This window comes from Bradyrhizobium sp. 1, from assembly GCF_023073315.1.
Taxonomy (GTDB): Bacteria; Pseudomonadota; Alphaproteobacteria; order Rhizobiales; family Xanthobacteraceae; genus Bradyrhizobium.
Genome location: NZ_JADPJH010000031.1, coordinates 1 through 24,502, shown reverse-complemented (window position 1 = coordinate 24,502; position 24,502 = coordinate 1). Strand labels below are relative to the sequence as shown.

The following is a 24,502-nucleotide window of genomic DNA, read 5'->3' as shown; positions in this document are numbered from 1 at the left end:
GATCTTAGCTCAACTTTTTCTGTAATTTCTTGATGAGCTGCCGCAATTCGTCCGCGTACTCGCTGACGATCCGCCGAGCTTCCTCTGATCGAGAGAGCTTCTGATCCAGGTGTTGCTTGGGCCGGTCGGGAATGTCTTGACCATTCATCCCCTCGAACTCCGCAATGGGTTTCAGACCTCGATCGTGCTGGTTAAACGGCCAAGCTCCGAGCCGCCGTTGATTTAGATCAACCTCAGCAGTTGGCCCCCTAAAGTGAGGATGCAGCCTGGTGGCTTCCGGTGCGAAGCTTCGGCCGCCGGTGGAGGCCCTGGACGCCTGGCTGGCCGCGGCCAAGATCACCGGCCGGCCGTTCCGCGAGGTCGATCGACACGGCCGCGTCGGTGCCGGCGCGTTGTCAGGCAGATCCATCGCTCGCATCGTCAAGCGTGCGATCGCGGCCGCGGGCCTCGACGAAAACGCTTTCTCGGGATATTCGATGCGCGCCGGTTTCATCACGTTGGCGCTCGATTCCGACAAAGACCCGCTGAAGATCAAGGGCCACAGCCCGGACGCGAAGCTCGACACGCTTGCAGTCTACGACCGCCGCGAAAACGACTTCGACGATCACACCGGCGGCGATTTCCTCTAACCCACGAGAGGCCACCATGAATGCGAAGACCAATGCCGGCGTGAAGCCGGGCCAGGCCATCGTACTTGAACCGGGCGAGCAGGCACCGCCCGTTCAGATGGGCGAGGCCGTGACTGGGCTCGACGGTCTGGAGCTCAACGATCGCAAGCGCGAGCGTATCACCGAGATCCGCGCCGCCGAGGCCGCGTTCCTCGAGCTGCTCGCGTTCATCGCGCCCAACGGCAACGCGACCCGTGAGCTCAACTTCGCGAAGACGAAGCTCGAAGAAGCGGCAATGTGGGCGATCAAGGGCGTGGTCGCGCAGTAACGCCTGGCTCGGGGCGAGCTGACAAATCCTGGAGTCCGCTAAGGGCGGTTATCAGACTCCAGAATGCGGCGGTCCAGAAGGTCGGCTATAGGCCATAAGCAGACTCATCTGGAGGGCATTGACTCCAGCCCGAACCTGTCTGCAAAATGAGCCGTCGCCTTCGCGGCATTTCCTAGCATCGCTACTTCACTTGTGCTCATCCACGGCCCACGACACCGAATGATCACGTTGTCCGCGCCGGATCTGGGTCGAGCATCTATAGTCCATGACTGCTCGCCAACCTGAATACTTACAGCTTCCCGTGCTACGCACGCTTTCTTGATCGACAAAAACACTAACCTCGCTTCTTCGACCGAAAGATCCAGCGACTGAATGACTTCACTGCCCCCGCCTCCAAATGACATCACCCTCAGTCCCGAGTTGCGGACTTCGAAGGATAATAAATCGGTCAGCTCAATACGATCCAGGACGTTGGACTCCTCAATCAGTTTGGATTGTAGCTCAGCGATCATTAGGAAGATGTTTCGCGATAACAACTTACCCAGCACCGCGAAAAATAACTTAATCTTCGTCATAGGCTCTGCCGCCGAGGATTATTCAGTCAGTCACCCTAAATTACCAAGCAACTTATAAACGTGCAAAGGTCGGCTACGGCTCAATCGCAACAATTCGCCTGAGAAGGATCCCCTTCATCGATGGCCACGAGGGACTTCCCATGACGGACTTCAACGACAGTTACGTCGGGCAGCTGCGGCGATTCGTCGGCGATCGTCTGTTGCTTGTGCCGGGCGCTCGTATTGTCATCGAGAACACAGCAGGAGAGGTCCTACTGCACAGGCGGACCGATTTTGGCCTCTGGGGACTGCCCGGTGGGAACGCGGAGGAAGGAGAGTCCCTGGAAACGACGATTGTTCGCGAGGTGAGCGAGGAAACTGGACTTGAACTTCTTCAGTTCAAACCATTCGGCTTTGGTTGCGACCCGTTGGTTGAGACATTCACGTTTCCCAACGGAGACCGGTGTCAATATTTTGTATTGAATTACTACTCACGATCATTCCGAGGTCTGCCCTGCATCGGAGACAACGAGAGTACAGCAATTCAGTGGTTCAGGCCCTCACTGCTTCCGCCGATGCTTCCAAACATGCTCAAAAGTATCGAGGCTTACGTCAGGTTCTTGCAATCGGGCGAGTTTCAAATCATCTGACCAGTTAACCGAACAACTCAGTCAAACGCCAAACTTTGATGAAAACGGTGGGGTCAGCTTAGGGTCAAAGGCGGTCCTCGACCGGCTGCTCGCGGCAGTCGGCTATGGGCCCGCAAGCAGACCTCACCAGGCGTACCTGACCACGCCCTTGCCGGCGTAACTGCGCGTGACGTCGGAGAACTCGCCCTCGAAGGTGCCCGCCGCCGACCAGCCGTTCATCCATTTCATTTCGACCGACGCCGTCGTCAGCGCGGACTCGCTCGCCTGCCTTGCGCCGTTGACGGTGAAGCTGGCACCGGGCAGCGCCTGGAAGGTGGAGTTGATGGCGTGGTCCGGGTTGAAGTCGTGCGCCCAGGCGGCGCGGCCGCGCAAGGTGAGGATCGCGTTCGGCATCGCCCAGGATTTGTCGGCGCGGATGCCGAGTTCGCTCCGGCTGTCGGTGACGCTCTTCGAGCCGTAGGCCAGCGCAAAGGTGTTGGCGCCGGAGACGACGGACTCGGCATAGGCCGGCAGGTCGAACGTGGTGAACTGTCCGGCCGCATAGGGGGTGAGGCCGAGGCCGCCGATCCACGGCGTCACGAAGCGATAGCCGCCTTCAAGGCGTCCGGAATAGGCATTCGCATTGAACTGCGCGCGCAGGCGATCGACGCCCGCGATGGTGACGGTGCGGTCGGTGGTGACATCCTGCCAGCCATAGGCCAGCGCGCCGGAGACATAGGCCGCGCCGATCGTGTGGCGCACGAAGGCGCCGGCCTGGAACAGGTCGGAGCGACCGCTGCCGCCATTGACCACGCTGAAATTGGTGCCGCCACCAGCCAGCGCAAAGCCCGCGGTGGTGTTGGGCGAAAGGATATAGTCGGCACCGGCCGCCATGCCGAAGATGCGGCTGGTGCTATTATTGGCGCCTGCGGCGAGATTGCCGTCGGTGGTTTGCGAGCCGCCGAAGCCGGCCGCCCACACGCTCCAGCGCTGTGCGAACGGATCGGCCGCTGGCGGTAACGCCTTGCGGTAGATCGCGGCAAATGCATCGCGCTCGCTTTTCGGCCGCCGCGCATTCCTGGAAGCGTAGGCATTCGCCGCGTCGTCTTCATCTGCAAATTGCGCAGCGTTGCCCGAGACCGTCTCGGCATCGCCACGCCCGGCCACAAAGGGATCGGTGAGCAAGCCCATGAACTGGTTCATGGCGGTCAAAGTTGTCTGCTGAGATCCGGTGGCGGTTTCACCAGAGGCTTGCGTCAGGCCGGATGGTCCGAGTGCGGCGAAGCTCATCGGAATGCCGCCTGCGGTATTGAACGAGTTGATCAGCGCGTTGATGACGTTGGTCTGATTGAGGCTCAGGCCGCCATATGCCGACGCCGGCGTCGGCGTCAGGGTGAGGTAGGCGTTGTTGCCGTCATAGCTCAGTGATGGCGTGAACCACGCGGGCAGGTTGGTGTTGATGGAGGCGAAGCTTCCGCTGACGCCCCCAGCCGCATTGAGGATCTGATACTGCCGTTGCACGTAGCTGCCGGGCGCGAATGCCGCATTGACCGTGCCGCCGCTCAGTGTCGCGGTGCCGCCCGTGGTGATCCGGTCGCTGCGGCCGGTGTCGACATCGAGCAGATGGGACGAGCCGGACGCGAAGCCGACATTGCCACTGAACGCGGCTACGTCGCCCGCGACCCCGTTCTGCAGGCTGATCCGGCCGCGGTTGATGAAGGACTGCAGACCATTGAAGTTGACGGTCGCAGACGAACCCGCGGCCGCTGCCTGGATCGTGCCCGTGCTCTCATTGACTAACGCGGTGCTGCCGCCGCCGAAATCGTTGGCCCCGGTGGTGGTCCACAGGCTGTTGTTGGTCACGGAATTGCCGAGCGGCCCTAGCCTGATCGTGCCGGTGAGGCGCCCGTTGTTGGTCAGCGTGACCGGTCCGCCACTAGCATCGATCGCGAGCGCATCGGGAGCGATCGCCGCGTTGCGCACCTCGCCGCCTCTCGCAACGATGATGTTGATCGGCTGCGCGTTGGAGCGGGCAAAGACGCCGGCCTCACGGCCCTGCGCGACGCCATTGGCGGTGATGGCGGTGACGCCGGTGCCCATATTGGCGGCGTAGATGCCGTAAAGCCCCCCGGTAACATTTGCGCTTTGAATCGTCAGATTGGTCGCCCTGGTTGCAGCGACGCTGCTGACGGTGCCGTCACCGTTGAAACTCACCGCGCCGTTGGCGGCGAGGATGCCGTAGGTCGAGGTGCCCGTCACCGGACCCGTCGCGGTCACAATGGTCGCACCGATGCCCGAGTTATCCACAAAGATGCCGTATTTTCCGCCGGTCGCAGTCACCGCGTTGATAGTCATATCGGTACCGGACCCGCCTACCAAAGCGAGGTTTCCGTCTCGACGTTGGACCGTATGACCTGTCCATTGATGGCCGCGATGCCAGCCAGGCTGCCGTTCGCATCACCGGTCATTGTGACATTCGTTGCTCCCCTGTTGTAATTGCTGTAATTGAAGGCGCCCACACCATACAGGCCACCACTCGCTGAGGTCGCCTTGACTGTGAGATCCCCAACCGAGGAGCTATTATCGTTCATCGCGAAGATGCCGGCGACTGCGTTGGGGCCGGCCGCCGTCACTAAGCCCGTGGCGGTGATGCTGGTTGAACCTTGGCCGGAGTTGTAGGCGTAGATGCCCGCGGTCGCGCCGCTAACCGAGGCAGCGTTCACCGTAAGAGTTCTTCCAAATATTCCGCGCGACTGGGCGTAGATGCCTTGGCTTCCAGTCGCTGTTACGGCGCCGGTGACTGTCACATCGAGCGAACCGGTGCCGTTATTGACCGCCGAAACACCTCCATAGCCCTGTATACTTCCGCTGCTGCTGATCGAGACAGTCCCCTCGTTGATGAAGACAACGCTTAAAACGAGGTCGCCCATGGAGCGTACGTCAGCGCAAAATCAGTGCCTCGTGATGTCAATGGTGAGCCGTTGCTGTCGGCGTAGGTCTGCGTACCGAAGCCGAAGATGTTCAACGCCTGACTGGCCGCGGTATTCACGGAAAATCCAGGCGTCGTGTTGACCAGAACGTTATAGTCATTGATCGTTTGCGTCGTCGTGTTGGCGCCCGAGCAGATATAGGGACTGAGTCTGTCTGCCGCGGTGCATCGCGCCAGCGCCTCGTCGAACGACAGCGCGACCGGTGCCATCACCGAGGCTGCACCAAGACAAAGCAGGATCGAACGCGAGCGCAATGACCGGGTGCGCCGCGCGCCAGCGGAGCGTCCGCTTCGTGCACAGAATTTGATCAGATGGAACCTCGGATGGGCGATCACACGGGGCATTTGCGCTGAGCTCCACACTTCGGCCGATGTTGCGAGGCCGGCTGGACCGAACGCGCGAGATCAACGGTTCCTGTTCATCCGCGCCGGCGGGAAGATGGAGCGAGATGGCGTGGCGCACATCAACCGTTCGATTGAACACGACATCAGGCCGGTACTCGCCGTCGAATATTCTTCCAAATGTTGCCGAATTGCATCTCAGGATAACCCCGCGAGCAGCGAGTCCTGCGAGATAGGCGGCTGAGCAAATCGACGCTCACCATGCCATCCCATACCCTTGCAATCCTGTTGCAATGTCCGCAGACTGTATTGGGCGGTCGCGGTCGCCGGCCCGTGTCACGCGGTGGTAGTCAGAGGCGAATGCTCGGAACGTTCGGAATGCATGCTCGACACGATCCGGGTTCGCCGTGACCTCTGGAGCCTCGGTCCTCTCAGAACTCATCGGCGATATCTACGACGCCGCACTTGATCCGGCCTTGTGGATGCGGGCGCTGGAGCGCTCCTGCAGTTTCGTCGGGGGCTCTTCAGCCGTGCTGTATTGGCACGATATCGCCAGCGAAAGTTCGGCTGCGCTGCATTTGTTCAACGACGATCCGCACTACACGCGGCTCTATTTCGAGAAATACATGCCGATGAATCCGGTCTTCCCGGCGGCAACCTTCATTGAACCCGGATTGATCTACACACCGGCCGACCTGGTTCCCGAAGCGGAGCTGTTCGAGACGCGCTTTCACAAGGAATGGGTCGAACCGCAGGGGATCGCCGACGTAGTCTGTGTCAACCTGGAGAAGAGTGCGACGAGTTCGTCCGTCCTCAATATTCGCCGGGATCGCACATACGGGATCGTGGATGACGCCGTGAGACAACGGGCCGCGCTGATTGTGCCGCATTTTCAGCGTGCGGTCGCGATTGGCCGGTTGTTCGATCAGCGCAAGACTGCGCAGGCGGTTCTCACAGAAACTCTCGACCATGTCGAGGCTGCTATCTTCCTGTTGGGTTCGAACGGCCGGATCGTTCTTGTCAATGAACGGGGCCGCGCCATGCTCGACGAAGGCGCGCTGCTGCACGCGCGGCGAGGAACGCTCGCGGCTGCCGCGCCCGAGGCGCAGCGCGCGCTCCGCGACATTGTGTTGGCAGCCGAGAACGGTGATTTGGCAGGCGGAAGCCATGGCGCCGCGATTGCACTTTCGGATTCACCCGCTCGCGGCTGGTTCGCGCATGTCTTGCCGTTGAAGTCAGGGGACCGACAGCGGGTCGGCGCGGTGCATTCCGCCGTTGCGGCAGTATTCGCTCGCAGGACGTCGCCGGCTAGTCCGCCGCCTCTGGAAGCCTTGGCAAAACAGTACAACCTGACCGCCAGCGAAACGCGCGTGCTCGACGGGATGGCCAAAGTCAGCGGTGTGCGAGCCCTTGCCGATCTGCTGGGATTGTCTCAGGCGACGGTGAAAACCCACCTGCACAATGTCTTTCGCAAGACCGGTACGGCGCGACAGGGCGAGCTGATCAAGCTGATAAGCGGTTTCGAACAGTCCGCCTCCAGTTGATCCGCGTCAGTGCACCCTAAGGAGAAAAAAATGCACACGGCCCTGGCGCGCCTGCGGGTACGACCGCGCGGGATCCGGCCGCGGTCCTGGTGCCATCCTCGCCGTGCTGAGGGTCTATGCGGACAAGGTCGTCGCGATCCTGAACGGTGACAGGCAATGAGGCAGAACAACTACATCCCCGGCAAGGCGCACCGGCTCGCCCACCGGAAGGAGAGATTCGACGAGATCAACAAGTTCATCAGCGAGGCGGGTGACGTCGGTCTGGGGCGACGCCGAGATCAGGTTCGAGTGCTTGCTGGAGTCGGGCGCGAGGTCATCGGGTGCGCGTCATGGTGGGCCCTGGTGTTCGTGAATCCCGCCTGCCGATCAGTGCCTCGCTCCTGCAGCGTATCGGCCAAATCGGAGCCGGGCTCGTGCGATTGATAGTCCTGCCATTCATCCTTCTGACGACAGGGAATATTCAGAACGGGCTCTGATCGTATCCTGGACACCGGCACCATTTCGAAGCGTGCAGCGCGAGGCCCGTACCGCGGTATGGGCACCTGCTTGGTCGCTGAACGTTGCGGACGAACTGCGGAGTGAGAAAGCCGACCTCGTGGTTTCAGACTTTGTCTTGCTTGGCGGATTGATCGCGGCGGAAGCTGCAGGCATTCCGTCCGTTGCCCTGATGCACACCGTCTATCCGTGGCCGGTCAACGGCGTTCCGCCCTACGGACCGGGTTACCCGCCAACAACAGGATTTTTGGGCTTCAGTCGGGACGTGATCGGCAGAGCGATCGTAAGCAAACTATGGACTAGCAACGCCCTCGGACCTTTAAACAGGGCACGGCTGCTTTGCAGATTGCCGGCCTCGCGCTCGCCTCTTAAGCAGTACAGTGCGGCTTCGCGGGTGCTTGTCCTCGTGAGCCCGGCGTTCGACTGGCCCGCACCGCGCTTTCCGAGCAATGTGCTTCATGTGGGCACCCAGGAGGATAGGTCCGCTCCGTTCGCCCTAGGCGACGATTGGCTGACTCAAGGTACCGGGCCTCTTGTACTTGTCTCGCTCAGCACTCTCGATCAGGGACAATCCAGCCTACTGAGGAGGATCCTCGCAGCGGCGAAGTTGCCAGTCCGCGCTCTGGTTACGTTAGGATCTGCACTGGAGGTCTGACAGTTCGAGCCGCCGGCAAATGCCCGCATGGTGAAACTCGTCTCGCACGAAGCGGTGCTGCCTCATGTCCATGCTGTTGTCACGCAATGCGGCATCGGCACATTGACGAAGTCTCTGCGCCACGGCGTTCCCATGGTTTGCCTGCCCCTAGTCGGCGACCAGCACGACAATGCGGCCCGTGTGGTCGCCCGCGGTGCAGGAATCCGGTTGCCCGCTGAGGCCGAATGCCGATGCATTCAGTCAGCTATCATGCGCATCTTGCAGGACAATCGTTTTCGACAGGGTGCGCTCGCCCTGCGAAACGCAATCTTTTCAGGCGGGGTTCCCGCGCACAGCGCTGCCGACCAGATCGAACGGGCTGTGCGTCCGTTAAGGCGGTCTCGTTCTGGATAACCTATCAGGCAGCTGCCGAGGTCCCATCCAGACCAGAAAGGGAAGGTCGCTTCAGGTTGAAACGCGATCATAATGGCCGGCAGCGCTCGGGTGCATCCGGGCGGCGGAGAACTCACATGCGGGGATCGTTAGGGGAAAAGATCGGTGAAGGCGCCTTCTCCGAGGCCTACGCCTGGGCGCCCGGTCAGGTCGTGAAGCTGTTTAGGTCCGGCGTCTCTCATCTGCTCGGCCGACACGAGGTACGCATGATCCGCGCCGTGCACGCCGCCGGCATCCCAGTGCCGGCGGTGTTCGGCGAGGTGACGCTGGACGGGCGCTTCGGCATCGTGCTGGAGCGCCTCGACGGACCGACCCTGTGGCATCTCTCGCGGACCGGCGCGGTGACGTTCGAACAGGCGGGCGCGATCATCGCGGCTCTGGCCGTGTCTCTCCACAAGACCTCCGCGCCGCCGGGGCTCCTCTCCATGCGCGCGTATATGGAGAGCGAGTTGCGGCACGACGACGGCAAGGTCCCGAAGCACATCGCCACCGACATCCTCACCCTGATCGATCGCTTGCCGACCGGCGACGGGCTTTGCCATTGCGACCTTAGCCCCGGCAACGTGATCATGACCCCGGAAGGCCCCAAGCTCGTCGACTGGACCTTCGCGATGCGCGGGCCCGCCGCCCTCGATCTTGGGTTCTTGCATGTCATCCTGTCCAAGCTCGGCCCGGAAATAGCCGACAATCCGGAGCGGCCGCGCGCGACTAATGCGGCGGCGCAATCCGAATATGTGCGCCTGGCCGGCATGTCTCTGGCGGAGCTGACGGCGGCAATGGAGCCGTATCTGCCTATCGTCCGCACCTTCGTCGTCCTCGGAAACGTGGCGCCTGCGCTGCGGGAGCAACTGATCCAGCGCATCGAAGCGGGGCTGCGCTCGGGAGACTGAACCGACTCGAGGTCCTGGATTGTCTCCGGCCAAGGGCAACCAGCTCGAGGGCCCGCAACTGCTGCCATCACCGAGCCTGGCGCGTGCGGGATGAGGGACTGGCAACTGAATCGTAGGATGATCCTGCTAATCCGATGGTTGGACTCGACCCAGGGTCTGCAACGTGGTTGCATACGGTATTCGATAAAACCTTTCTGGGGGACGGAAATGAAACAGCTCATTTTGGCTGCCGCACTGGCACTCGCCACAACCGCTGCACAAGCGCAGTATCTCAGCGGCACCGGTTCAAATTCTAGTACGCATACCTCGTCGGGATATACTCGCAGCACCGGGACTTACGTGGCGCAAGTTGGACGGATGCGCCCATCAGGCGATTAACCAACCATCACACCAAATCAGGAGGATTCTTGATCCAGCCCTGGACACTGCTGTCGAGCGAGATGGCCTTCGACCATCGTTGGTATAAGCTCCGACGAGACACCGTCAAATTGCCTGATGGGCGCGTCGTTGACGATTACTTTGTCTCGCAAAGGCCAAATGTCGCCATTGTGGTCCCGCTTACACCAGAGAACCATTTCGTCCTCGTTCGGCAATACAAGCATGGTGTGCAGGCAATTACGCTGGAATTCCCGGCCGGTACTTTTTGGTCGGAGTCATCGGAGACGGCGGCAGCGCGGGAGCTCGAAGAAGAGACTGGCTATTCACCAGGCAGCATGATGGGTCTGGGAACTTGCTTCGACGATGCCAGCAGGAATTCAAATCTTGTGCATATTTTTCTTGCGCGCGGATGTGTACAGACAGGGAAGCAACGTCTTGACCCGTTGGAAGAGGCGTCGGGGGTCGAAGTCGTCCGAATGTCGCTGAAAGAAGTGACTAAAGCGCTTGAAGATGGAGACATAAAAGCCATGTCTTCGGTTGCGGCGGGCTACAAGGCGCTCCGCGCAATCGGAGCATGAAGTTGTGAAGGCTGGACACACTTGAACATCCGAATTGAGAGCTTGATAGCCGGCGCTGAACGTGCCGTTGGGACTGTTGTAATCATCGACGTCTTTCGCGCCTTTACGACGGCCGCCGTTGCGCTTGCAAATGGTGCAACGAAGATCATCATGGTCCGAGATGTCGAGGAGGCACTGGCGCTGCGAGCTGCCGGCATCGGACAACTTTGCATGGGAGAGGTTGGTGGCCATGCCCCTCCCGGCTTTGATTTCGGCAATTCCCCTTTCGAGGTGTCGCAAGCTGATCTTCTGGGGCAGACCATTCTTCAACGTACGAGCGCCGGCACGCAAGGCATAGTCGCCGCCAAGCGGGCCACTCGCCTTTATGCGGGATCATTGGTTACAGCCAAGGCGACCGCACGCGCCGTTCTCAGACAGTTGCCGGCGGAGGTCACATTGGTGGCAATGGGCCTGGATGGCGCCCGACGCTCGGATGAGGATGAACTCTGCGCCATTCACCTGCGCAATCTTCTACAGGGCCGGCCTGGCAGCCCATCTGGAACGCGCGACGTTATCCTAGCAGGACCGCAGATTCCAGCTTTCCACGATCCTGCCAAGCCCCATTTGCATCCCGCCGACCTGGATATCGCGCTCGACATTGACCGCTATGATTTTGCCGTGCTCATAGACCTTGAGGACGGGCGACTCGTCGCGCGAAAACAACGGGATTGATTGCGCGCACCGTATATCTTTCGATATTATGATCATCACGCGCAGCGAAACAGCTTTCAGCGCACAAGGTCGCCTTAAGGGTGGTCGAGCTGCACGAACTGAGAGCCGAACTCAGGCCGTCGATAATACCTGAGGCACAACGCGAAGCGGCCCTGCGCAGGTGCAAAGAATTACAGCATGACCCTCGTGGTTTGAGATGTCTGATTTCGACCCGCAAAGTGACCTGCTGCTGGGGCGCTCATGTCTCTCGTACCAGCTTCAGTTTTGCCTCCCTGCCGAGGCGCGTGCCGCGCTCGCGGAACTCTCGTCACAGCTGGCGAGGAGCGTTCCTTCAGGACTCTGGTTTGCGCCGGCGGAAACGCTGCATGTGACGTGCTCCTCGCTTATCTCTCCCCGTGAGGATTGGTACGACAAGGATCAGTTTTGGAGCCGTATATCGTCGCTGGTTGAAGAGAGCGTAAAGCAGGTCGAATTGCGGATCCCAGCTTTCCGATTGCACTTCGGTATCCTGCGCGTAGCTGACACAGCCATCGTCGCGCTGGCCGACCACGATCCTTGCGTCGCCCGTGCACGTGCAATCGTGGCGCAGCTGGTACCCACACCGGAAGCGAGGCCGCCGCAGCCACAGCCCCCAACAATCCATGCGAGCCTCTGCCGATACAGCGAGGCAGCCACGCTTCCGAACGATCTGCGCAATCTGGCCGAAGGTCACCAGCACGACATCTGGACCGAAATCGATACGCTTGTGCTCGTCCGCGAGACGACCTACCCATCGCTCAAGGTAGATACCATGATGTCCGTGCCGCTGGCCCGATGAGCGCTAGGCATAGCGCTAAGGAAGTCAGGCCGGATTGGGCTATTTGCGACGGATTCAGCGGAGAGCTTTGGCTGTTTGATGTCCGCCCCAGCAATCGGGTCGAACGGGCGGCGCGGCAATGAGTCCAGAGCCTAGTCACCGAGGGCTGCCGCCCTCGGGTCCGCTGCGATCCTTTCCTAGGGGCTCAGCGCTTTCCCTTGCCGCGCCTGCTGGCGCTTGACCAGATCGGGATAGAGCGCAACTAGCGTCACGACCACCACGGCGAGACTTGCGGCCGCACCGCCCTGCTTGTCGATCAGATAGCCGAAAAGAGGTGCCACGAGAGAGAAGGCGCCATCTCCTGCCATCGAGGCGACTGACATGGCGGTGGCGCGGCTGTCTGACTCCGCGTACCGGTTGATCAGTATCCGCATGATCGGGTCCGAAATGCCCTGCGCGACCGCGTGCAACGCAAGTCCTATCGAGACAAGCACGATGCCGGCCCCTTTGCCGGAGGCAAACGAGAGGCTCATGATAGCAAACGCAGCCACGATGAGTGCTGTCTGGGTGTGCAAGAGGCCAAACACGCGGCATATGCGTTCAACGAAAAATGATGCGACGAGCGAGATGAACAGGAGTGCCGTGAAACAGGTGCCAATCCATTCCAGGGGGAGATGATGGAGGTCCGAAAAGGGCTGAAAGGCCCAAAAGCCCGCTTTCACGCCAATGGTGATGACTGCGAACTGAAGCAGCACCCGCCGATATTCGCCGTTGGTCCGGATGAGCGCTATCGCCGACGAAACCACGCCCTTCAAGGTCGTCCTTTTTCGCCCACCTTCCCTAAGAAATATGGCGGCGACCGGCGCCGAAGCAAATATCGCAATCGACGTGAGGATGAACGTACTACTCATCGTGTACCAGGTCGCAAACACCGAGCCAAAGGCGGAAGCGACTCCTCGCGCGATGTTTCTCATACCCCATCCGATCGACTCGACGCGTTCATATTCGTCGGTCTTTCCGAGGGACTTGTATTCGTCGTAGACGAGCGCCGAATCCGTACCGGATGCCATCGACATGGAAAGACCGAGGCCGGCCTCGAACAACATCATTTGCCAGTATTGATCGCAAAGCCCCAGGCCAAGATAGCAGGAGGCTGCGAGCAACGATCCCAGTATCAACGTCAGCTTGCGGCCGATGCTGTCCGCGAGTACGCCGCAAGGCACCTCGAAGCCGGCCTTGGCGATGTAGTAGAAGCTTTCAAGCGAGAGCGCCGTCGCAAGCGAGAAACCCAGGCTTTGGAAATACAAGACGCTGAACGCCACGTGAAAGTAGCTGTTGCGCGAGAAGCGAAAGAAGATGAAGGCCAATCCGAAGGGCTCTAGTCTCATCGGGCGGCTCTCCCAAGCATCCGGATGCCGGTCGCGTAGATCAGAGCCCAAGTCGCAAGCTCCGAGACGACCGTCTGGGATCGCAACCATCCGAAACAGGAGTTTGCAGCGTAAAGGTAGAACCGGATGCGCCAGTCGTGGTCCAGCAGGGAAGCAGGCAACATTGTCGCGACGCATTCCTCGGCCATCTCAATGGCCGCGTCAGTCGACGCGAAATAACGGTCATCCAGATCCAGCACAAGCCGCGAACGGTCGAGTGACAGCGCAGACAAGGCAGCCGCCTGATTCCGTTCCTTCTTGATCAGGATAGGAGACAGGCCGGCCACGCTGTGCAGAACGTTAGCCGCATCATAGAGCGGTGATCCGTGAAAGGCGACATGCGGCGCTTTTCCTTCCCAGCTGGCCCGCGGATCAATCAGCAAGAAGCCTTCGTGTTGTTCGGAAGGGATGACGTTTCGTAACTGCAAGTCTCCGTGAATGAACGAGCAGGGCGCCGTGGTTCCCCTCATTCGGCTCACGGCCTCGTCCAACATGCCAAGGGGCGATCCTAGCGCCCTACCGTTGATGGCGACCCGGCTGTTCACGATATCAGTGAAGGGCGGCAGGCCAGCGATCCTAGCCGCGTTGATGCGCATTGCTTGGTTATCGGTTAGGAGCGCCCGGGTACGCCCCTCCAGATGATAGCGGTCGAGATTCCATGCCTCGGTCGTCAACGTATCCCGATAGACCGGCGACATGCAGTCGGCGAACCGATTCAACGTTTCGACCCAACCGTCCCGGAGCTCTCCCTTGTCGTCGTAGAGATCGTTTTCAATCGTGACATCCTTGCCGGCTTCCATGGCGAACCAGCCAATGGATCGGTCGACGGACCGGCAGTAGATGACAGGGAAATCGATCAGCGGAGCGCTTTTCGTGAAAACGCGCGCGGCTTCGAAGAATTCCGTCTCCTCCCGCATCACGTCGTTCGCGCCGATCTTGATGACGACCGACGGCTCTGCGCTAACGTAAAACAAGGCGAGGGAGCCCGTTCCACTTGTCAAGCGACGAAGGTTAGGCGCAGAGCCGCCGTTTCTCATCGATCCGTTGCTCGTGCATGTCTTGAGCGCTTGCTCGACGCATGCCTTCACATCGGGATGAGAGTCTTGAAGATGAATGTTCATATGGAGTCCGAGAGGTTAGGTTTGATCGCGCGTAGCTCACGCAGCAGCGGCTGAGACGGCGCCGATCGCCTCCAGCTCATCAAGGGCAGCGGAAAGCACTTCGGTTTCGATCGTCAGAGGCGGCAGGAATTTGAGAACCTCGTCATTTGGGCCGCAGGTTTCTGCGATAACCCCACGACGATAGAGCTCCTGCGACAGATTTTGCGCAATTGTGGCGTCCGCAAACGCAAGGCCCGTAAAGAGCCCACGGCCACGGATGGTGGCTGCGCCGGCTGGAAATCCGGCCGCGATATTTTCGAGACGGGACCTCAAGTACGAGGCCTTCTTGCCGATGTCCGCCTTGAATGCGCCGTTGGTCCAATAGGCATTGAGCGCGGCGGTCGCACCGACGAAGCCGAGATTGTTTCCGCGAAACGTCCCATTGTGCTCGCCGGGCGCCCAGCGATCGAATTCCTCTTTCAGCAAGACGAGCGCCAGGGGCGTTCCAAATCCGCTCAGCGATTTGGACAGAGTGACGATGTCCGGTACGACCCCGGCTTCCTCGAAACTGAAGAAGCTGCCCGTCCGTCCGCATCCGGCCTGGATGTCATCGACGATCAAGAGGGCGCCGAGATCTTTCGCAAGCGCGCTAATTTTCCGCAGCCATTGCGGGCTGCAATGCCAGAGCCCGCCCTCCCCTTGGACGGTTTCAACGATGAGTGCGGCCGGCGCGTCGACACCGCCGCCCTTGCATTGACTAAGCTGCGAGACGAGCTCTGCCGTGTCGATCTCAGGACCGAGATAGCCATCATACGGAAGAAACGTCGTATTCCCGAGTGGAACCCCCGCGCCCGCCCGCTTGGCTGGGTTTGCTGTTGCCGCCAGGGCACCGAGCGACATTCCGTGATAACCGTTCGTGAAGGCGACGACATTGCGGCGGCCCGTCACCTTGCGCGCAAGCTTGAGGGCGGCCTCGACCGCATTGGTTCCGGTCGGTCCCGGAAACTGCATTTTGTACCGCAACCCTCGCGGAGCGAGGATCTCTCGCTCGAAAGTCTCGAGGAATAAGGCCTTGGCTTCCGTGTGGAGGTCGAGCGAGTGCACGATCCCGCCATCCTGAAGATAGCGTATGACCGGCTCCAGAATGGTTGGATTGTTGTGGCCGTAGTTCAGCGTGCCGGCGCCGGCCAGAAGGTCGATGTAACGTTTTCCGGACCGATCCTCCAGGATCGCGCCGGCAGCTTTGCTGAACAGGTTTGGGAAGTGCCGGCAATACGATCGAACATTTGATTCGAGTTTCTCGAAGATCTCTACGGTCATGGTTTCCCCCTTGAAGGTGTCTGATGTCGGTAGCTTGGTGGGCGGCAGAGCGAATGCGGTCCGTCATTCGGCCGCTTGCTGCGCTTCAAGCAAGTACCCGGTGAGCGCCTCGTAGATGGTCCTCGATCTCACAGAGAGGAGGCTGAAGGACCCGGCATCCCCAAAGCCGTGCGTTGATTCGCAGAGGCCATTCACGAACAGGGGTGGCAGGTCGCGTCGGCGTGCTCCCTCGATCCGAAAGTCACGGGCGACATAGAGAGACCCGTCTTCTCGCCGGCGCGCCTGCTCCGCGACATCCTTCAAGAGCGGATGGAAGAGCTCTCGTCCTTCAGTGGCGCCGAAATTCCTGTAGCCCGTTGCGAGTATCACCCCGTTGACGTCAATCGTGCTGGAGATGCCATGGTTGCGCTCCCGCACCGAGAGAGCGATCCTGTTCGCTTCACGCTTGAAGTCAGTCACTTCGCTGAAGGGATGGGTGTGAATGCGAATCCGCCCGGTCACTTTCTGCTCGTAGAGCTTCAAATAGAGAGAAGAAATGACGTCGTGATCGGCCGACCCGTAGTTACTCCGCCAAAGGTCGGCGCTGAGATTGCGCTGCAGGTTTTCCGATGCACCATGGAAATAGTCGACGAACTCCGGAAAGTAGATGTGCTCGGTAAACGGACTCGTGTCCTTGAGTTTGATGCCCTGACCTCGCCAGATGAGATTGAGCTGGAGGTCGGAGTATCGTCCGAGCAGGTCCAATGCGATTTCAGCCGCGCTTTGACTAGCTCCGACAATTGCAAAGCGCTCCGGTGCGCCCTCACGCTCGATCGCATTGAGGCCGAAGAGATAATCGGAAGCGTGGAATATGCGCTTGTCATTCGCGTTGGAGAAGACAGCCGGCATCAGGGGCGAGCGCCCCGGCGCGAACGAAATCGCGCGGGCAAACCGGCTCGTGCCGTCCGACGAACGGACCTCGTAGAGATCTGCGCCACGAGATCCGTCGATACGAATGGAGACAACCTCTTCTCCGTATGAGACGGTCTCGGCAAATTGCTCCGCGACCCATCGGACATAGCCGGCATACTCGGTTCTCGGCGGAAACGGTTGGTCGAGATTGAGAAAATCGAACAGGCGCCCGACCGACTCTAGGTAGCTTAAAAATCCATAGCGGCTGCGGGGGTTTCTGGGCGTCGCGAAATCCCGCAGGGGATTATGCTGGATGTCGCTTCCCTCGAGCAGCATGCCAGGCTGCCAGTTGGGCTCCAACGAACGCTCAAGAAAGATGACGTTTCCGCCGAAGCGGGCCTCGCGCATCATAACCGCCAGGGCAATGTTCGCCGGACCAAATCCAATTCCGATGCAATCATAGATTTCACGCATAGTTGTCGTCCACCTCCGGGTTTACGGTCATTTCGCAGGATCATGGATGAAAGGCCCACCGCCTCGATGCGGGATTACCTGGCTCGCAGGTGCGAGGCGCCTTAGTCAGCGAGCGCCGACAGTTCGCCGCGCAGCTCCAAAAGGCGGGTCATTCTCTGAGACGGCTCACAGGGAGATGAAGCGCCCTGCGACCCGCGCTGGAACAAATTGTTTCTTGTTGTTGCTGGCGCGACTACCGGCGCACTTTCCGCAGCGTCCCACAGGACGGTCAGAGCCATGCAAAATGGCGGTGATAAGCAGTAAAGTGTCCATTGTCGCGCCCCCGTCGTCCCGCGCCCACCTTCCCCGGAGAGGCCCTTTCATTTCGCAAGTCTTCGGGAGCCAACAATTGGGTCCGTTCAGACTCTTCTGTGACACTTTTGTGAATTAGTTGCACCTTGGCAATTGACAATTTCTAATAGACATTAGAAATTCCGGCCCATGAGCTTCGCAAATCTTCCCCCGCTCAACGCGCTCCGCTACTTCGAAGCTGCAGCACGCAAGAAGAGCTTCACGCTGGCCGCTGACGAACTTCACATCACGCAGAGTGCGGTCAGCCAGCAAATCCGCAATTTGGAGACGTTTGTCGGAGCCGCCCTGTTCAAGCGCGGCACCAGCACGGTCGTGCTCACCGAGATCGGCCGGGAGTATTTTGCAACCGTAAGCAAGGCACTCGAGCGGCTAGACGCGGCAACGGCCAAGGCCAAGAAGGCTTCCCCCCAGGCAAAGAAGGTCGAGCAAATATGCCTCAGTGTGTCGCCATCTTTCTCACATCTGTGGCTTGTGAAACGGCTCAACAAGTTTCACCGGGAAGTAAAGGACGTCCAACTCGCGTTGAACGTCAGCCGGCACTACGTCGACTTCGAAGTCGAGAATGTCGATATGGCCATTCGTCATGGCGACGGCGCGTGGCCGGGTCTCCATGCCGATCTTTTGATGAAGGACCGTATGGTCGCGGTCTGCAGTCCACGTCTGCTGCAGCGGCGCCGTATGCCGAAGAACCTGGCGGAGATCGCGAATTATCCGATCCTCGAGGATCCGGTCTATCGCTATTGGGCACGTTATGCACGCCGGGTTAGCCAACAACTCGATTTGACCGAGGCCATTCATTACGATGATAGCGGCGTCATCGTCGAAGCCGCGGTCGATGGGCAAGGGATCGCGATGGCGCGAGGTTCCCTTGCAGCCGCTGCTCTTTCGAGCGGTCAGCTGGTCAAGCTGTTCGATGCCAATTTTTCCGACAAGCTGGGATATTACATCGTCTTCCCGTCTGGCTATAAGGTGCGCCGAAACGTAACGCGCGTAAGCAAATGGCTGAGATTGGAGGCCTCACGAGAAAGTACGGCTTAGGCGGCGGACATTTCCCGAATATCCACGCGGACAAAGGTAGTGTTTCTGCACGTGACGACACCGTCAGAGCACGCGGCCCGCTCGGCCGCAGGCAATCGACCGCGCATCGCCCGAAAGGCAATTGATTATTTCCGTTAGCATCCCCGTATAGACCAAGATTCTGAGTATCAGCACATGATCGACACCATTGTCCGCTCCGCGGCGGAACAGGATCTCCCCCAAGTGTTGGACCTTTACCGACATCTTCATCCGCACGATCCTGAGCTGGATGTGGCGACCGCGGAGCGTGTCTGGTCGACGTTGATGATATCCGACTCCATGACCGTGATCGTGGCACAAGTTGCGGAACGGCTTGTATCTTCGTGCACACTCGCGATCGTGCCTAACCTGTCTCGAGGTGGTCGGTCATATGGGGTGATCGAGAACGTCGTTACCCACGCTGACTACCGTCGGCTGGGACTCGGTCGACGGCTTCTGGCGCATGCGCTCGATATTGCCTGGCAAGCCAACTGCTACAAGGTCCTGTTGGCGACGGGTTCGAACCGGGAAGCCACCCTACGCTTTTATGAGGAAGCGGGCTTTCAGCGTGGAGGCAAAACTTACTTCGAAGTACGCCGCCCCTAGCGTGCTAGCTTTGGCAGTGCGGTGCCCGTGTCTACACCAGTTTCAGCCCGTCGATAACGCAACAGAACGGTCCGCGTCCTCCTACCTGCCGCTTCCAGACTCTCGCAACGGTTGCTACGCTCGTTATGATTGCCCTCTGCTACTATAATTGAGTAGGTGAAAAAAAATGGCAAATTTCGTCGACAGCTACGTTGGACAACGCCGCCAAATGGTCGGTAGGCGCTTGCTGCTCGTTCCCGGCGCTCGCATCGTCATCGAGAATGCCAGGTCGGAAATCCTGTTGCAGAAGAGAAGCGATCTCGACGCATGGGGGCTGCCTGGCGGGAACGCCGAGGAAGGAGAAGCCCTCGATGCAACGACTATTCGCGAAGTGAATGAGGAGACCGGACTGGAGCTCCTCGAAGCCAAGCCGTTCGGATTCGGCTGCGATCCGCTGGTGGAGACCTTCACGTTTCCCAACGGAGACCGATGCCAATACTTTGTGCTTAATTGCTATTCGCAAAGCTTCCGTGGCGTACCGCAGGTGACCGACGATGAAAGTAGCGCCGTTCAGTGGTTCAATCCGGCGGCACTCCCGCCCATGCTTCCCAACACGCATCGAAGCGTCGAAGCCTATATGAGGTTCTCGCGATCCGGACAATTCCAGATGATATGATCGGATTAGGCCTGACTGACAATTGCCGGTACCAATGGGCCGGCATTAGTGCGGAGATCACGACGAATCTGGCGCATTCGGCGCCAGCAGGGCACGGAGATCAATCCGCACAAGCCTCTGCATCGGCTCGCTCCGCTTGCGTTGCCCGATCTTTGCGAATGAGCTTGCGGAAGTCATCGTCGGCCTCGGTCGCCCGGTGATCCGCGCGTCCGTCGACGGCTTCCACAATCCAAGGACCATTCGCTACGCGCGGGGCCGACAATCCCCGCTAGGTTTCTTCGAGGATTCCTACAACTACGCTTTTCTCAAGCAATACCTTCTAGACCCCCTCAGTCCCGGTGGCCATCGTCGCTATTGTGCGGCGGTCTTCGATCACGTTACTGATCTTCCCGTACCCCTGATGGAGCAGGAAGCGCATCCGGTCTCGATGTTGCTGTTTGACGGGATCTTCCTGCATCGCCCTGAGTTGCAACTTATTGGGACGCTTCCATCTTCCTCCGGGTTAATTTTGACGCATCGATTGCACGATGCGCTGCCAGGGACGGTCTTTCCCCGGACCCGTCGGCCGCCTCCAATCACCGGTACGTCGAAGGTCAACGGATATATCTAGATCGGTGTTCGCCCGAGGTCCACGCCACCATCGTGATCGACAACAATGATCTTTCAGCTCCCTTTGTGGTGACGGCGCCTTAGCCCACCGCTTGCTCGGAGATATCCGAACCGCTGATCGTGTCACCGATTTAGATTCCAGCGATCAGCCGGCCGCCTGTGGTCGCCGGGAGCCACTCTCGCGGTGAGTTCGGTTATTGCAGCTGTGAAATCGTCCTCACGTTCTAAGAACGCTGCTTCGACAAGGAGGACGTCGTTTCCGAGTAGCACGTCTTCCGTCAGCGCCGGCAACCTCGAAAATGCATACGCCACCTGACTTGTGACCGCTGCAACACGCCATCTGCGTCGAAGAGAATCGTTTCAATCGGTCTCATTTCCTCGAGCGGACATTTTGTGCGGCAAAGTCCCAGTCGGTTCGCTTCCTTCATATTTGGCCGGCTGCTTATGATCAAGACATTGCCCTTTGGCCCATCTGCGACCTCGGGGATGTCCGTTCTTCGGCCGCTATTGCGGGTTGACCGTACGACAGTCGGCCAGCCGCTTAGGGCTCGGCCTCACTAGCGCGTAGCCAAATTCGGATTGATGCGAGTTTGACGAACGCCCGATCGTTGGCTGCGAGTTTGCCATATCGGGTCGCAACACGCCGACATTGCTTGATCTTGTTGAAGAACCGTTCAACCAGGTTGCGTGCGCGATACAGATACGGGCTGTAGTAGGTCGGATCTTTGCGATTTCGTTTCGGCGGAACGTTCGCCCATGCTCGCCGCAGGCGAACAAGCTTCCTGATCCTGTCGGCGTCATCACCGCGATCCGCGAGCAACGTCATTTGTGGGAGCATTGCGCCAAGGAGGACCGAACAAAGCCGGTTGTCATGCGCCTCGCCCGGCGCAAGTGCGAGGTGGACCGGCAGGCCATTGGTGTCCACGACCGCGTGAATCTCGCGAGCGGCGGATCAGCGGAATCGGGCCAATCGGAGCGTTAACGCCTAGCTGCTGACGAGATGGCGCCCCTATTGCTCAAGCCAATCGCAGAACACGGCGATATGTGGATCGGTCCGTCGCGGTTCCGGCAGATAAGCGAAGTAACTTCGCGCCGGGAGACTGATGTCCGGAAACGGCGTCATCAATCGCCCAGCCGCCAGGTCATCGGCCACCAATGCGACGCTCGGCCTCCGATGCGCCTTCGCCGGTGAAAGTGCCAAGCGTGATTGCTGCGGCCTGCCGCTGTTTCCTCAGGCTACCGTATTTCGCGCAAGAAACGGCCCGACGGCGTCCAGGACGGCCTGAGGCTGCTCTTCGGGCTGCAGATGACCGCCCGGAATCGCCCAGCCCTCAACGTCGGTGGCCCAGTTTCTCCATATCTGAACCGGCGTCTCCGTTCCGTCGAAACGGCCCTGCTCCCACAGCACCAGGACAGGACAACCCAGAGTCCGTCCGGTGGCACGATCGGCGAGGTCATGCTCATTGTCGATCGTGGCGCCGGCGCGATGGTCCTGCATCATGGCATGCCGCACTTCACGACGCCGGAACGCTTCCTGATATGCTGACAGCGCCTCATCCGACAGGACGCTGGGATCCTTCGCCATCTTTCGCAGAGTCCAGTCCAGAAAAAAGTCGGGGTCACCGCTCAACAGCCTCTCGGGCAAATCATAGGGTTGCGCGAACAGCATCCAATGATACGCCCCCAGCGCAAAGGCCTTACCGGCGCGGGCCCAGACTTCACTCGTCGGAATCACGGTCAGGGAGACGAATGCGCGAACGCTGCCGGGATGATCCAATGCCAACCGATACCCGATCCGCGCGCCACGATCGTGCCCGATCACTGCAAAACGGCTAAACCCGAAGTGCTTCATTACAGTCACCTGGTCGCAGGCCATCGCCCGCTTGGAATAGGCCGACGCTTCGACCTGCTGCGGGCCGCGGCTCTCGCCATATCCCCGCAGATCCGTGGTAATCACCGTGTACTCGCGCGCAAGCGCCGGCGCAATGCGACGCCAGGCGACATGGGTCTGCGGATAGCCGTGCAGAAGCAACAACGGCGGACCACTGCCGCCCGTCCACGCAGCGATCGTCGCGCCTGCGCTCTCGATGTCATGCCGTTGGAAGCCTTCAAGCATTGATCGGTCCCGATGCGCTATTTGCCTCCGGCGGTCCGCCGGGATAGAGCGCCCGGAGCGCGACGTCGACAGTGCGCTCGACATCGGCGAGCTTTGCGATCCGTCCAGTGACCCGCGAGCCCTGCCCCAAGCCGTAGAGGAACAGTGAGGCATCTGCCGGATCGATCTCCGCTGAAATCTCCGCGCTGGACGGAAGTTTGGTAGTTGACATGCACCAAGTAGAGACACCGGCCACACTCCGTACACCCGCTCACATTGGCCGTCATGAGATCATTCTTGATCTTCCGGTGCACACGTCGTGCACACGCCGTCCTTTAACTACTTGAAAACCCTGAACTCTCGCTCCAATCCATCATGGGCGCGACGGAAAAGCGATAGTCTTGATATTTCAATAGTTTATCTTACTCTTCAATGAGATGAACCGCGAACGTGTGCACTCCAAACTAGACGAAATTGCACACGTTTGTACCCGTTTTGACCTCTCAGTGCACACATAGTGCACAGGAAAGTCGGAGTGCACACGCGTGGCGACCTTCACACAAATGGCATCCCGAAACTGGCGCGTCCAGGTGCGCCGCAAGACCCGCTATGTGGCCGAGACATTCCGACGGCGCAAGGACGGCGAAGAATGGGCGCTCGAGATGGAGCGCAATATCGACCGCAATGGATCGTCCAAGCCACGCGTGGCGCGAAACGTTCGCACGTTTGGCGATCTGATCGACCTGCACGACGAAGACATGCATGAAGTTGGAAAGCCCCCTCGCCGGTCAAAAGCTGCTGTGATGGCGTCGCTCAAGACTGCGCTCGGCAGCGTGAAGCTTCCCGCGCTCAATCGAGAACGGCTGATCGAGTTCGGAAGGAAGCGCGCCAAGGAAGGCGCTGGCCCTGCAACGTTGGCCATCGACTTATCTTTCATCCGGACAATCATAACGCATGCCGCTGCGGTCCACGGCATCGAAGTTTCCGCCGAGGAAGCTCGCCTGGCACGGGTCGCGTTAAGCCATCTCAACTTGGTCGGAAAGAGCAATGAGCGTGACCGGCGGCCCACACAAGACGAACTCGACGAACTGATCGAATATTTCGAGACGAACCCTAGGCAATTCATACCGATGGGACGGATCGTCAGATATGGAAACATTGTTGTCGAAGTTCCTGTATGGCAGGGATTGGCTGAATGCGATCGAGCCGGTCGAAAATGCCGCACCATCTTGTGGCGACGTGAAATAGACCATATCGGCGCGGACGCGATAGTCGTGAGAGCCGGAAAGGCCGGGGTAAGGATAGAGGACCTCCTCGACAACGGTCTGATAATTGTCGCTATGCCCACCAGACGACGCGATGATGAGCGAGTGTGGCGGCGTACCGAGCGTCAGATCGTAGCGGTCAATCTCGATGCCGCCAGCCGCGCCCTGCGCGAGACCGAAATCACCTATGATCTCGCCTTCAATTCCATCCAGCATCCACGAGGCGCGGCGGTGCCAGCTATCGGGCATGCGACGGAACGGCCGCGCCGAGTCGAATCCCTCGGAGATAAAACCGACACCAAAGACTTTCTGGGGTGGACGGCCGAAAGCGCATCTGCATCTCATAGGCGATCGCCATTGAAACGATGACGTCCCGACCGCCGAGGCCCTCGGCCTGCGCGACCGCGAGGATCGCCGGGATATTGTCGCTCGAATGCGCGGGCTCCAACGCGAAGTAGCCGTCGTTGTAGTCGAGATAGCGCACCATGGTCGCGTTGATAAACGCTGCCAAGTCCGGTCCGACCATACGCCGGCTGAAAAACACGGTGGAGGGGCCGGGCGCGAGCGTGTCGAGATACGAGCCGATCGCATTCACGGGATCGCTGTCGACGGCGCCGAACGCGCAGCCGATGCTGTCGACGATCCGCTGCTTGGCTAGGTGGACTATCTCGTCTCCCAGAGAGTTGCAAGCAAGATCGGAGGTGCGCAGATGCGCATCCTGGCG

23 protein-coding genes and 2 pseudogenes are annotated in these 24,502 nt (G+C 59.8%); 12 read left to right on the top strand and 13 right to left on the bottom strand.

Features of this window, described 5'->3' with window-relative positions:
- Nucleotides 1-269 precede the first annotated feature (269 nt).
- Together IVB29_RS24775 and IVB29_RS24770 are read left to right on the top strand one after the other, a co-directional pair.
- Entirely contained in the window at nt 270-629 is a 360-nt protein-coding gene (locus tag IVB29_RS24775; RefSeq protein WP_247506026.1) for a hypothetical protein, read from the top strand.
- 16 nt (nt 630-645) lie between these two features.
- Complete coding sequence (locus tag IVB29_RS24770) at nt 646-936, top strand: hypothetical protein (RefSeq protein WP_247506025.1); 291 nt, start codon at nt 646-648, stop codon at nt 934-936.
- Between the two features lie 104 nt (nt 937-1,040).
- On the opposite strand, the gene IVB29_RS24765 is transcribed toward IVB29_RS24770, so the two are convergent.
- Nucleotides 1,041-1,511: a hypothetical protein gene (locus IVB29_RS24765; protein WP_247506024.1), complete on the bottom strand. Its 471-nt coding sequence runs from the start codon at nt 1,509-1,511 to the stop codon at nt 1,041-1,043.
- Between the two features lie 140 nt (nt 1,512-1,651).
- On the opposite strand from IVB29_RS24765, the gene IVB29_RS24760 reads away from it, so the two are divergent.
- Nucleotides 1,652-2,140: an NUDIX domain-containing protein gene (locus tag IVB29_RS24760; RefSeq protein ID WP_247506023.1), complete on the top strand. Its 489-nt coding sequence runs from the start codon at nt 1,652-1,654 to the stop codon at nt 2,138-2,140.
- Between the two features lie 123 nt (nt 2,141-2,263).
- Here the strand turns inward: IVB29_RS24760 and IVB29_RS24755 are convergent, their stop codons facing one another.
- From IVB29_RS24755 to IVB29_RS24745, 3 genes are read right to left on the bottom strand one after another with little or no spacing between them, the layout of a single operon-like run.
- On the bottom strand, nt 2,264-4,474 hold the full coding sequence (locus tag IVB29_RS24755) for an autotransporter domain-containing protein (RefSeq protein ID WP_247506022.1): 2,211 nt from the start codon (nt 4,472-4,474) through the stop codon (nt 2,264-2,266).
- Between the two features lie 17 nt (nt 4,475-4,491).
- A complete protein-coding gene (locus tag IVB29_RS24750; protein ID WP_247506021.1) occupies nt 4,492-5,049 on the bottom strand; it encodes a hypothetical protein in 558 nt (185 codons plus the stop codon).
- Nucleotides 5,031-5,453, bottom strand: a complete 423-nt coding sequence (locus IVB29_RS24745; protein WP_247506020.1) for a hypothetical protein — start codon at nt 5,451-5,453, stop codon at nt 5,031-5,033. The genes IVB29_RS24750 and IVB29_RS24745 overlap by 19 nt, the downstream gene beginning before the upstream one ends.
- 404 nt (nt 5,454-5,857) lie before the next feature.
- On the opposite strand from IVB29_RS24745, the gene IVB29_RS38545 reads away from it, so the two are divergent.
- From IVB29_RS38545 to IVB29_RS24720, 5 genes are all read left to right on the top strand, one after another.
- The gene (locus IVB29_RS38545; RefSeq protein WP_247506019.1) at nt 5,858-6,994 is read left to right on the top strand and encodes a helix-turn-helix transcriptional regulator; all 1,137 of its coding nucleotides are present in this window, start codon (nt 5,858-5,860) and stop codon (nt 6,992-6,994) included.
- A 1,659-nt stretch (nt 6,995-8,653) separates the two neighbouring features.
- A complete protein-coding gene (locus IVB29_RS24735) occupies nt 8,654-9,466 on the top strand; it encodes an aminoglycoside phosphotransferase family protein (RefSeq protein ID WP_247506018.1) in 813 nt (270 codons plus the stop codon).
- Nucleotides 9,467-9,873: 407 nt separating this feature from the next.
- The gene (locus tag IVB29_RS24730) at nt 9,874-10,422 is read left to right on the top strand and encodes an NUDIX hydrolase (protein WP_247506017.1); all 549 of its coding nucleotides are present in this window, start codon (nt 9,874-9,876) and stop codon (nt 10,420-10,422) included.
- A 21-nt stretch (nt 10,423-10,443) separates the two neighbouring features.
- Nucleotides 10,444-11,133: a 2-phosphosulfolactate phosphatase gene (locus IVB29_RS24725; protein WP_247506016.1), complete on the top strand. Its 690-nt coding sequence runs from the start codon at nt 10,444-10,446 to the stop codon at nt 11,131-11,133.
- 196 nt (nt 11,134-11,329) lie between these two features.
- The gene (locus tag IVB29_RS24720) at nt 11,330-11,950 is read left to right on the top strand and encodes a hypothetical protein (protein ID WP_247506015.1); all 621 of its coding nucleotides are present in this window, start codon (nt 11,330-11,332) and stop codon (nt 11,948-11,950) included.
- 176 nt (nt 11,951-12,126) lie between these two features.
- Here the strand turns inward: IVB29_RS24720 and IVB29_RS24715 are convergent, their stop codons facing one another.
- The 4 genes from IVB29_RS24715 to IVB29_RS24700 form a co-directional block, all read right to left on the bottom strand.
- Entirely contained in the window at nt 12,127-13,296 is a 1,170-nt protein-coding gene (locus IVB29_RS24715) for an MFS transporter (protein ID WP_247506014.1), read from the bottom strand.
- Between the two features lie 17 nt (nt 13,297-13,313).
- Nucleotides 13,314-14,477 (bottom strand): hypothetical protein, encoded by a 1,164-nt coding sequence (locus tag IVB29_RS24710; RefSeq protein WP_247506013.1) that lies wholly within the window; start codon nt 14,475-14,477, stop codon nt 13,314-13,316.
- Between the two features lie 36 nt (nt 14,478-14,513).
- Nucleotides 14,514-15,776: a diaminobutyrate--2-oxoglutarate transaminase gene (gene ectB / locus IVB29_RS24705; RefSeq protein ID WP_247506012.1), complete on the bottom strand. Its 1,263-nt coding sequence runs from the start codon at nt 15,774-15,776 to the stop codon at nt 14,514-14,516.
- Nucleotides 15,777-15,839: 63 nt separating this feature from the next.
- The gene (locus tag IVB29_RS24700; RefSeq protein WP_247506011.1) at nt 15,840-17,141 is read right to left on the bottom strand and encodes a SidA/IucD/PvdA family monooxygenase; all 1,302 of its coding nucleotides are present in this window, start codon (nt 17,139-17,141) and stop codon (nt 15,840-15,842) included.
- Between the two features lie 480 nt (nt 17,142-17,621).
- On the opposite strand from IVB29_RS24700, the gene IVB29_RS24695 reads away from it, so the two are divergent.
- The 4 genes from IVB29_RS24695 to IVB29_RS24680 all read left to right on the top strand — a co-directional run bounded on the left by IVB29_RS24695 (nt 17,622) and on the right by IVB29_RS24680 (nt 20,419).
- A complete protein-coding gene (locus IVB29_RS24695) occupies nt 17,622-18,530 on the top strand; it encodes a LysR substrate-binding domain-containing protein (protein WP_247506010.1) in 909 nt (302 codons plus the stop codon).
- 174 nt (nt 18,531-18,704) lie between these two features.
- Nucleotides 18,705-19,154 (top strand): GNAT family N-acetyltransferase, encoded by a 450-nt coding sequence (locus tag IVB29_RS24690; protein ID WP_247506009.1) that lies wholly within the window; start codon nt 18,705-18,707, stop codon nt 19,152-19,154.
- A 166-nt stretch (nt 19,155-19,320) separates the two neighbouring features.
- The gene (locus IVB29_RS24685; RefSeq protein WP_247506008.1) at nt 19,321-19,809 is read left to right on the top strand and encodes an NUDIX domain-containing protein; all 489 of its coding nucleotides are present in this window, start codon (nt 19,321-19,323) and stop codon (nt 19,807-19,809) included.
- Nucleotides 19,810-19,945: 136 nt separating this feature from the next.
- Nucleotides 19,946-20,419: a hypothetical protein gene (locus tag IVB29_RS24680; protein ID WP_247506007.1), complete on the top strand. Its 474-nt coding sequence runs from the start codon at nt 19,946-19,948 to the stop codon at nt 20,417-20,419.
- Between the two features lie 540 nt (nt 20,420-20,959).
- On the opposite strand, the pseudogene IVB29_RS24675 reads toward IVB29_RS24680, so the two are convergent.
- The 5 genes and pseudogenes from IVB29_RS24675 to IVB29_RS24650 all read right to left on the bottom strand — a co-directional run.
- A pseudogene (locus IVB29_RS24675) lies at nt 20,960-21,358 on the bottom strand (IS5 family transposase); the annotation flags it as partial.
- A gap of 291 nt (nt 21,359-21,649) precedes the next feature.
- Nucleotides 21,650-22,534 (bottom strand): alpha/beta hydrolase, encoded by an 885-nt coding sequence (locus IVB29_RS24665; RefSeq protein WP_247506006.1) that lies wholly within the window; start codon nt 22,532-22,534, stop codon nt 21,650-21,652.
- Nucleotides 22,527-22,745, bottom strand: coding sequence for a hypothetical protein (locus tag IVB29_RS24660; RefSeq protein WP_247506005.1), 219 nt, complete (start codon nt 22,743-22,745; stop codon nt 22,527-22,529). Before IVB29_RS24660 ends, IVB29_RS24665 begins: the two co-directional genes overlap by 8 nt.
- 784 nt (nt 22,746-23,529) lie before the next feature.
- Entirely contained in the window at nt 23,530-24,201 is a 672-nt protein-coding gene (locus IVB29_RS38540) for a N,N-dimethylformamidase beta subunit family domain-containing protein (RefSeq protein WP_346731299.1), read from the bottom strand.
- A pseudogene (locus IVB29_RS24650) lies at nt 24,164-24,421 on the bottom strand (MmgE/PrpD family protein); the annotation flags it as partial. The pseudogene IVB29_RS24650 and the gene IVB29_RS38540, both read right to left, overlap by 38 nt.
- Nucleotides 24,422-24,502: the final 81 nt, after the last annotated feature.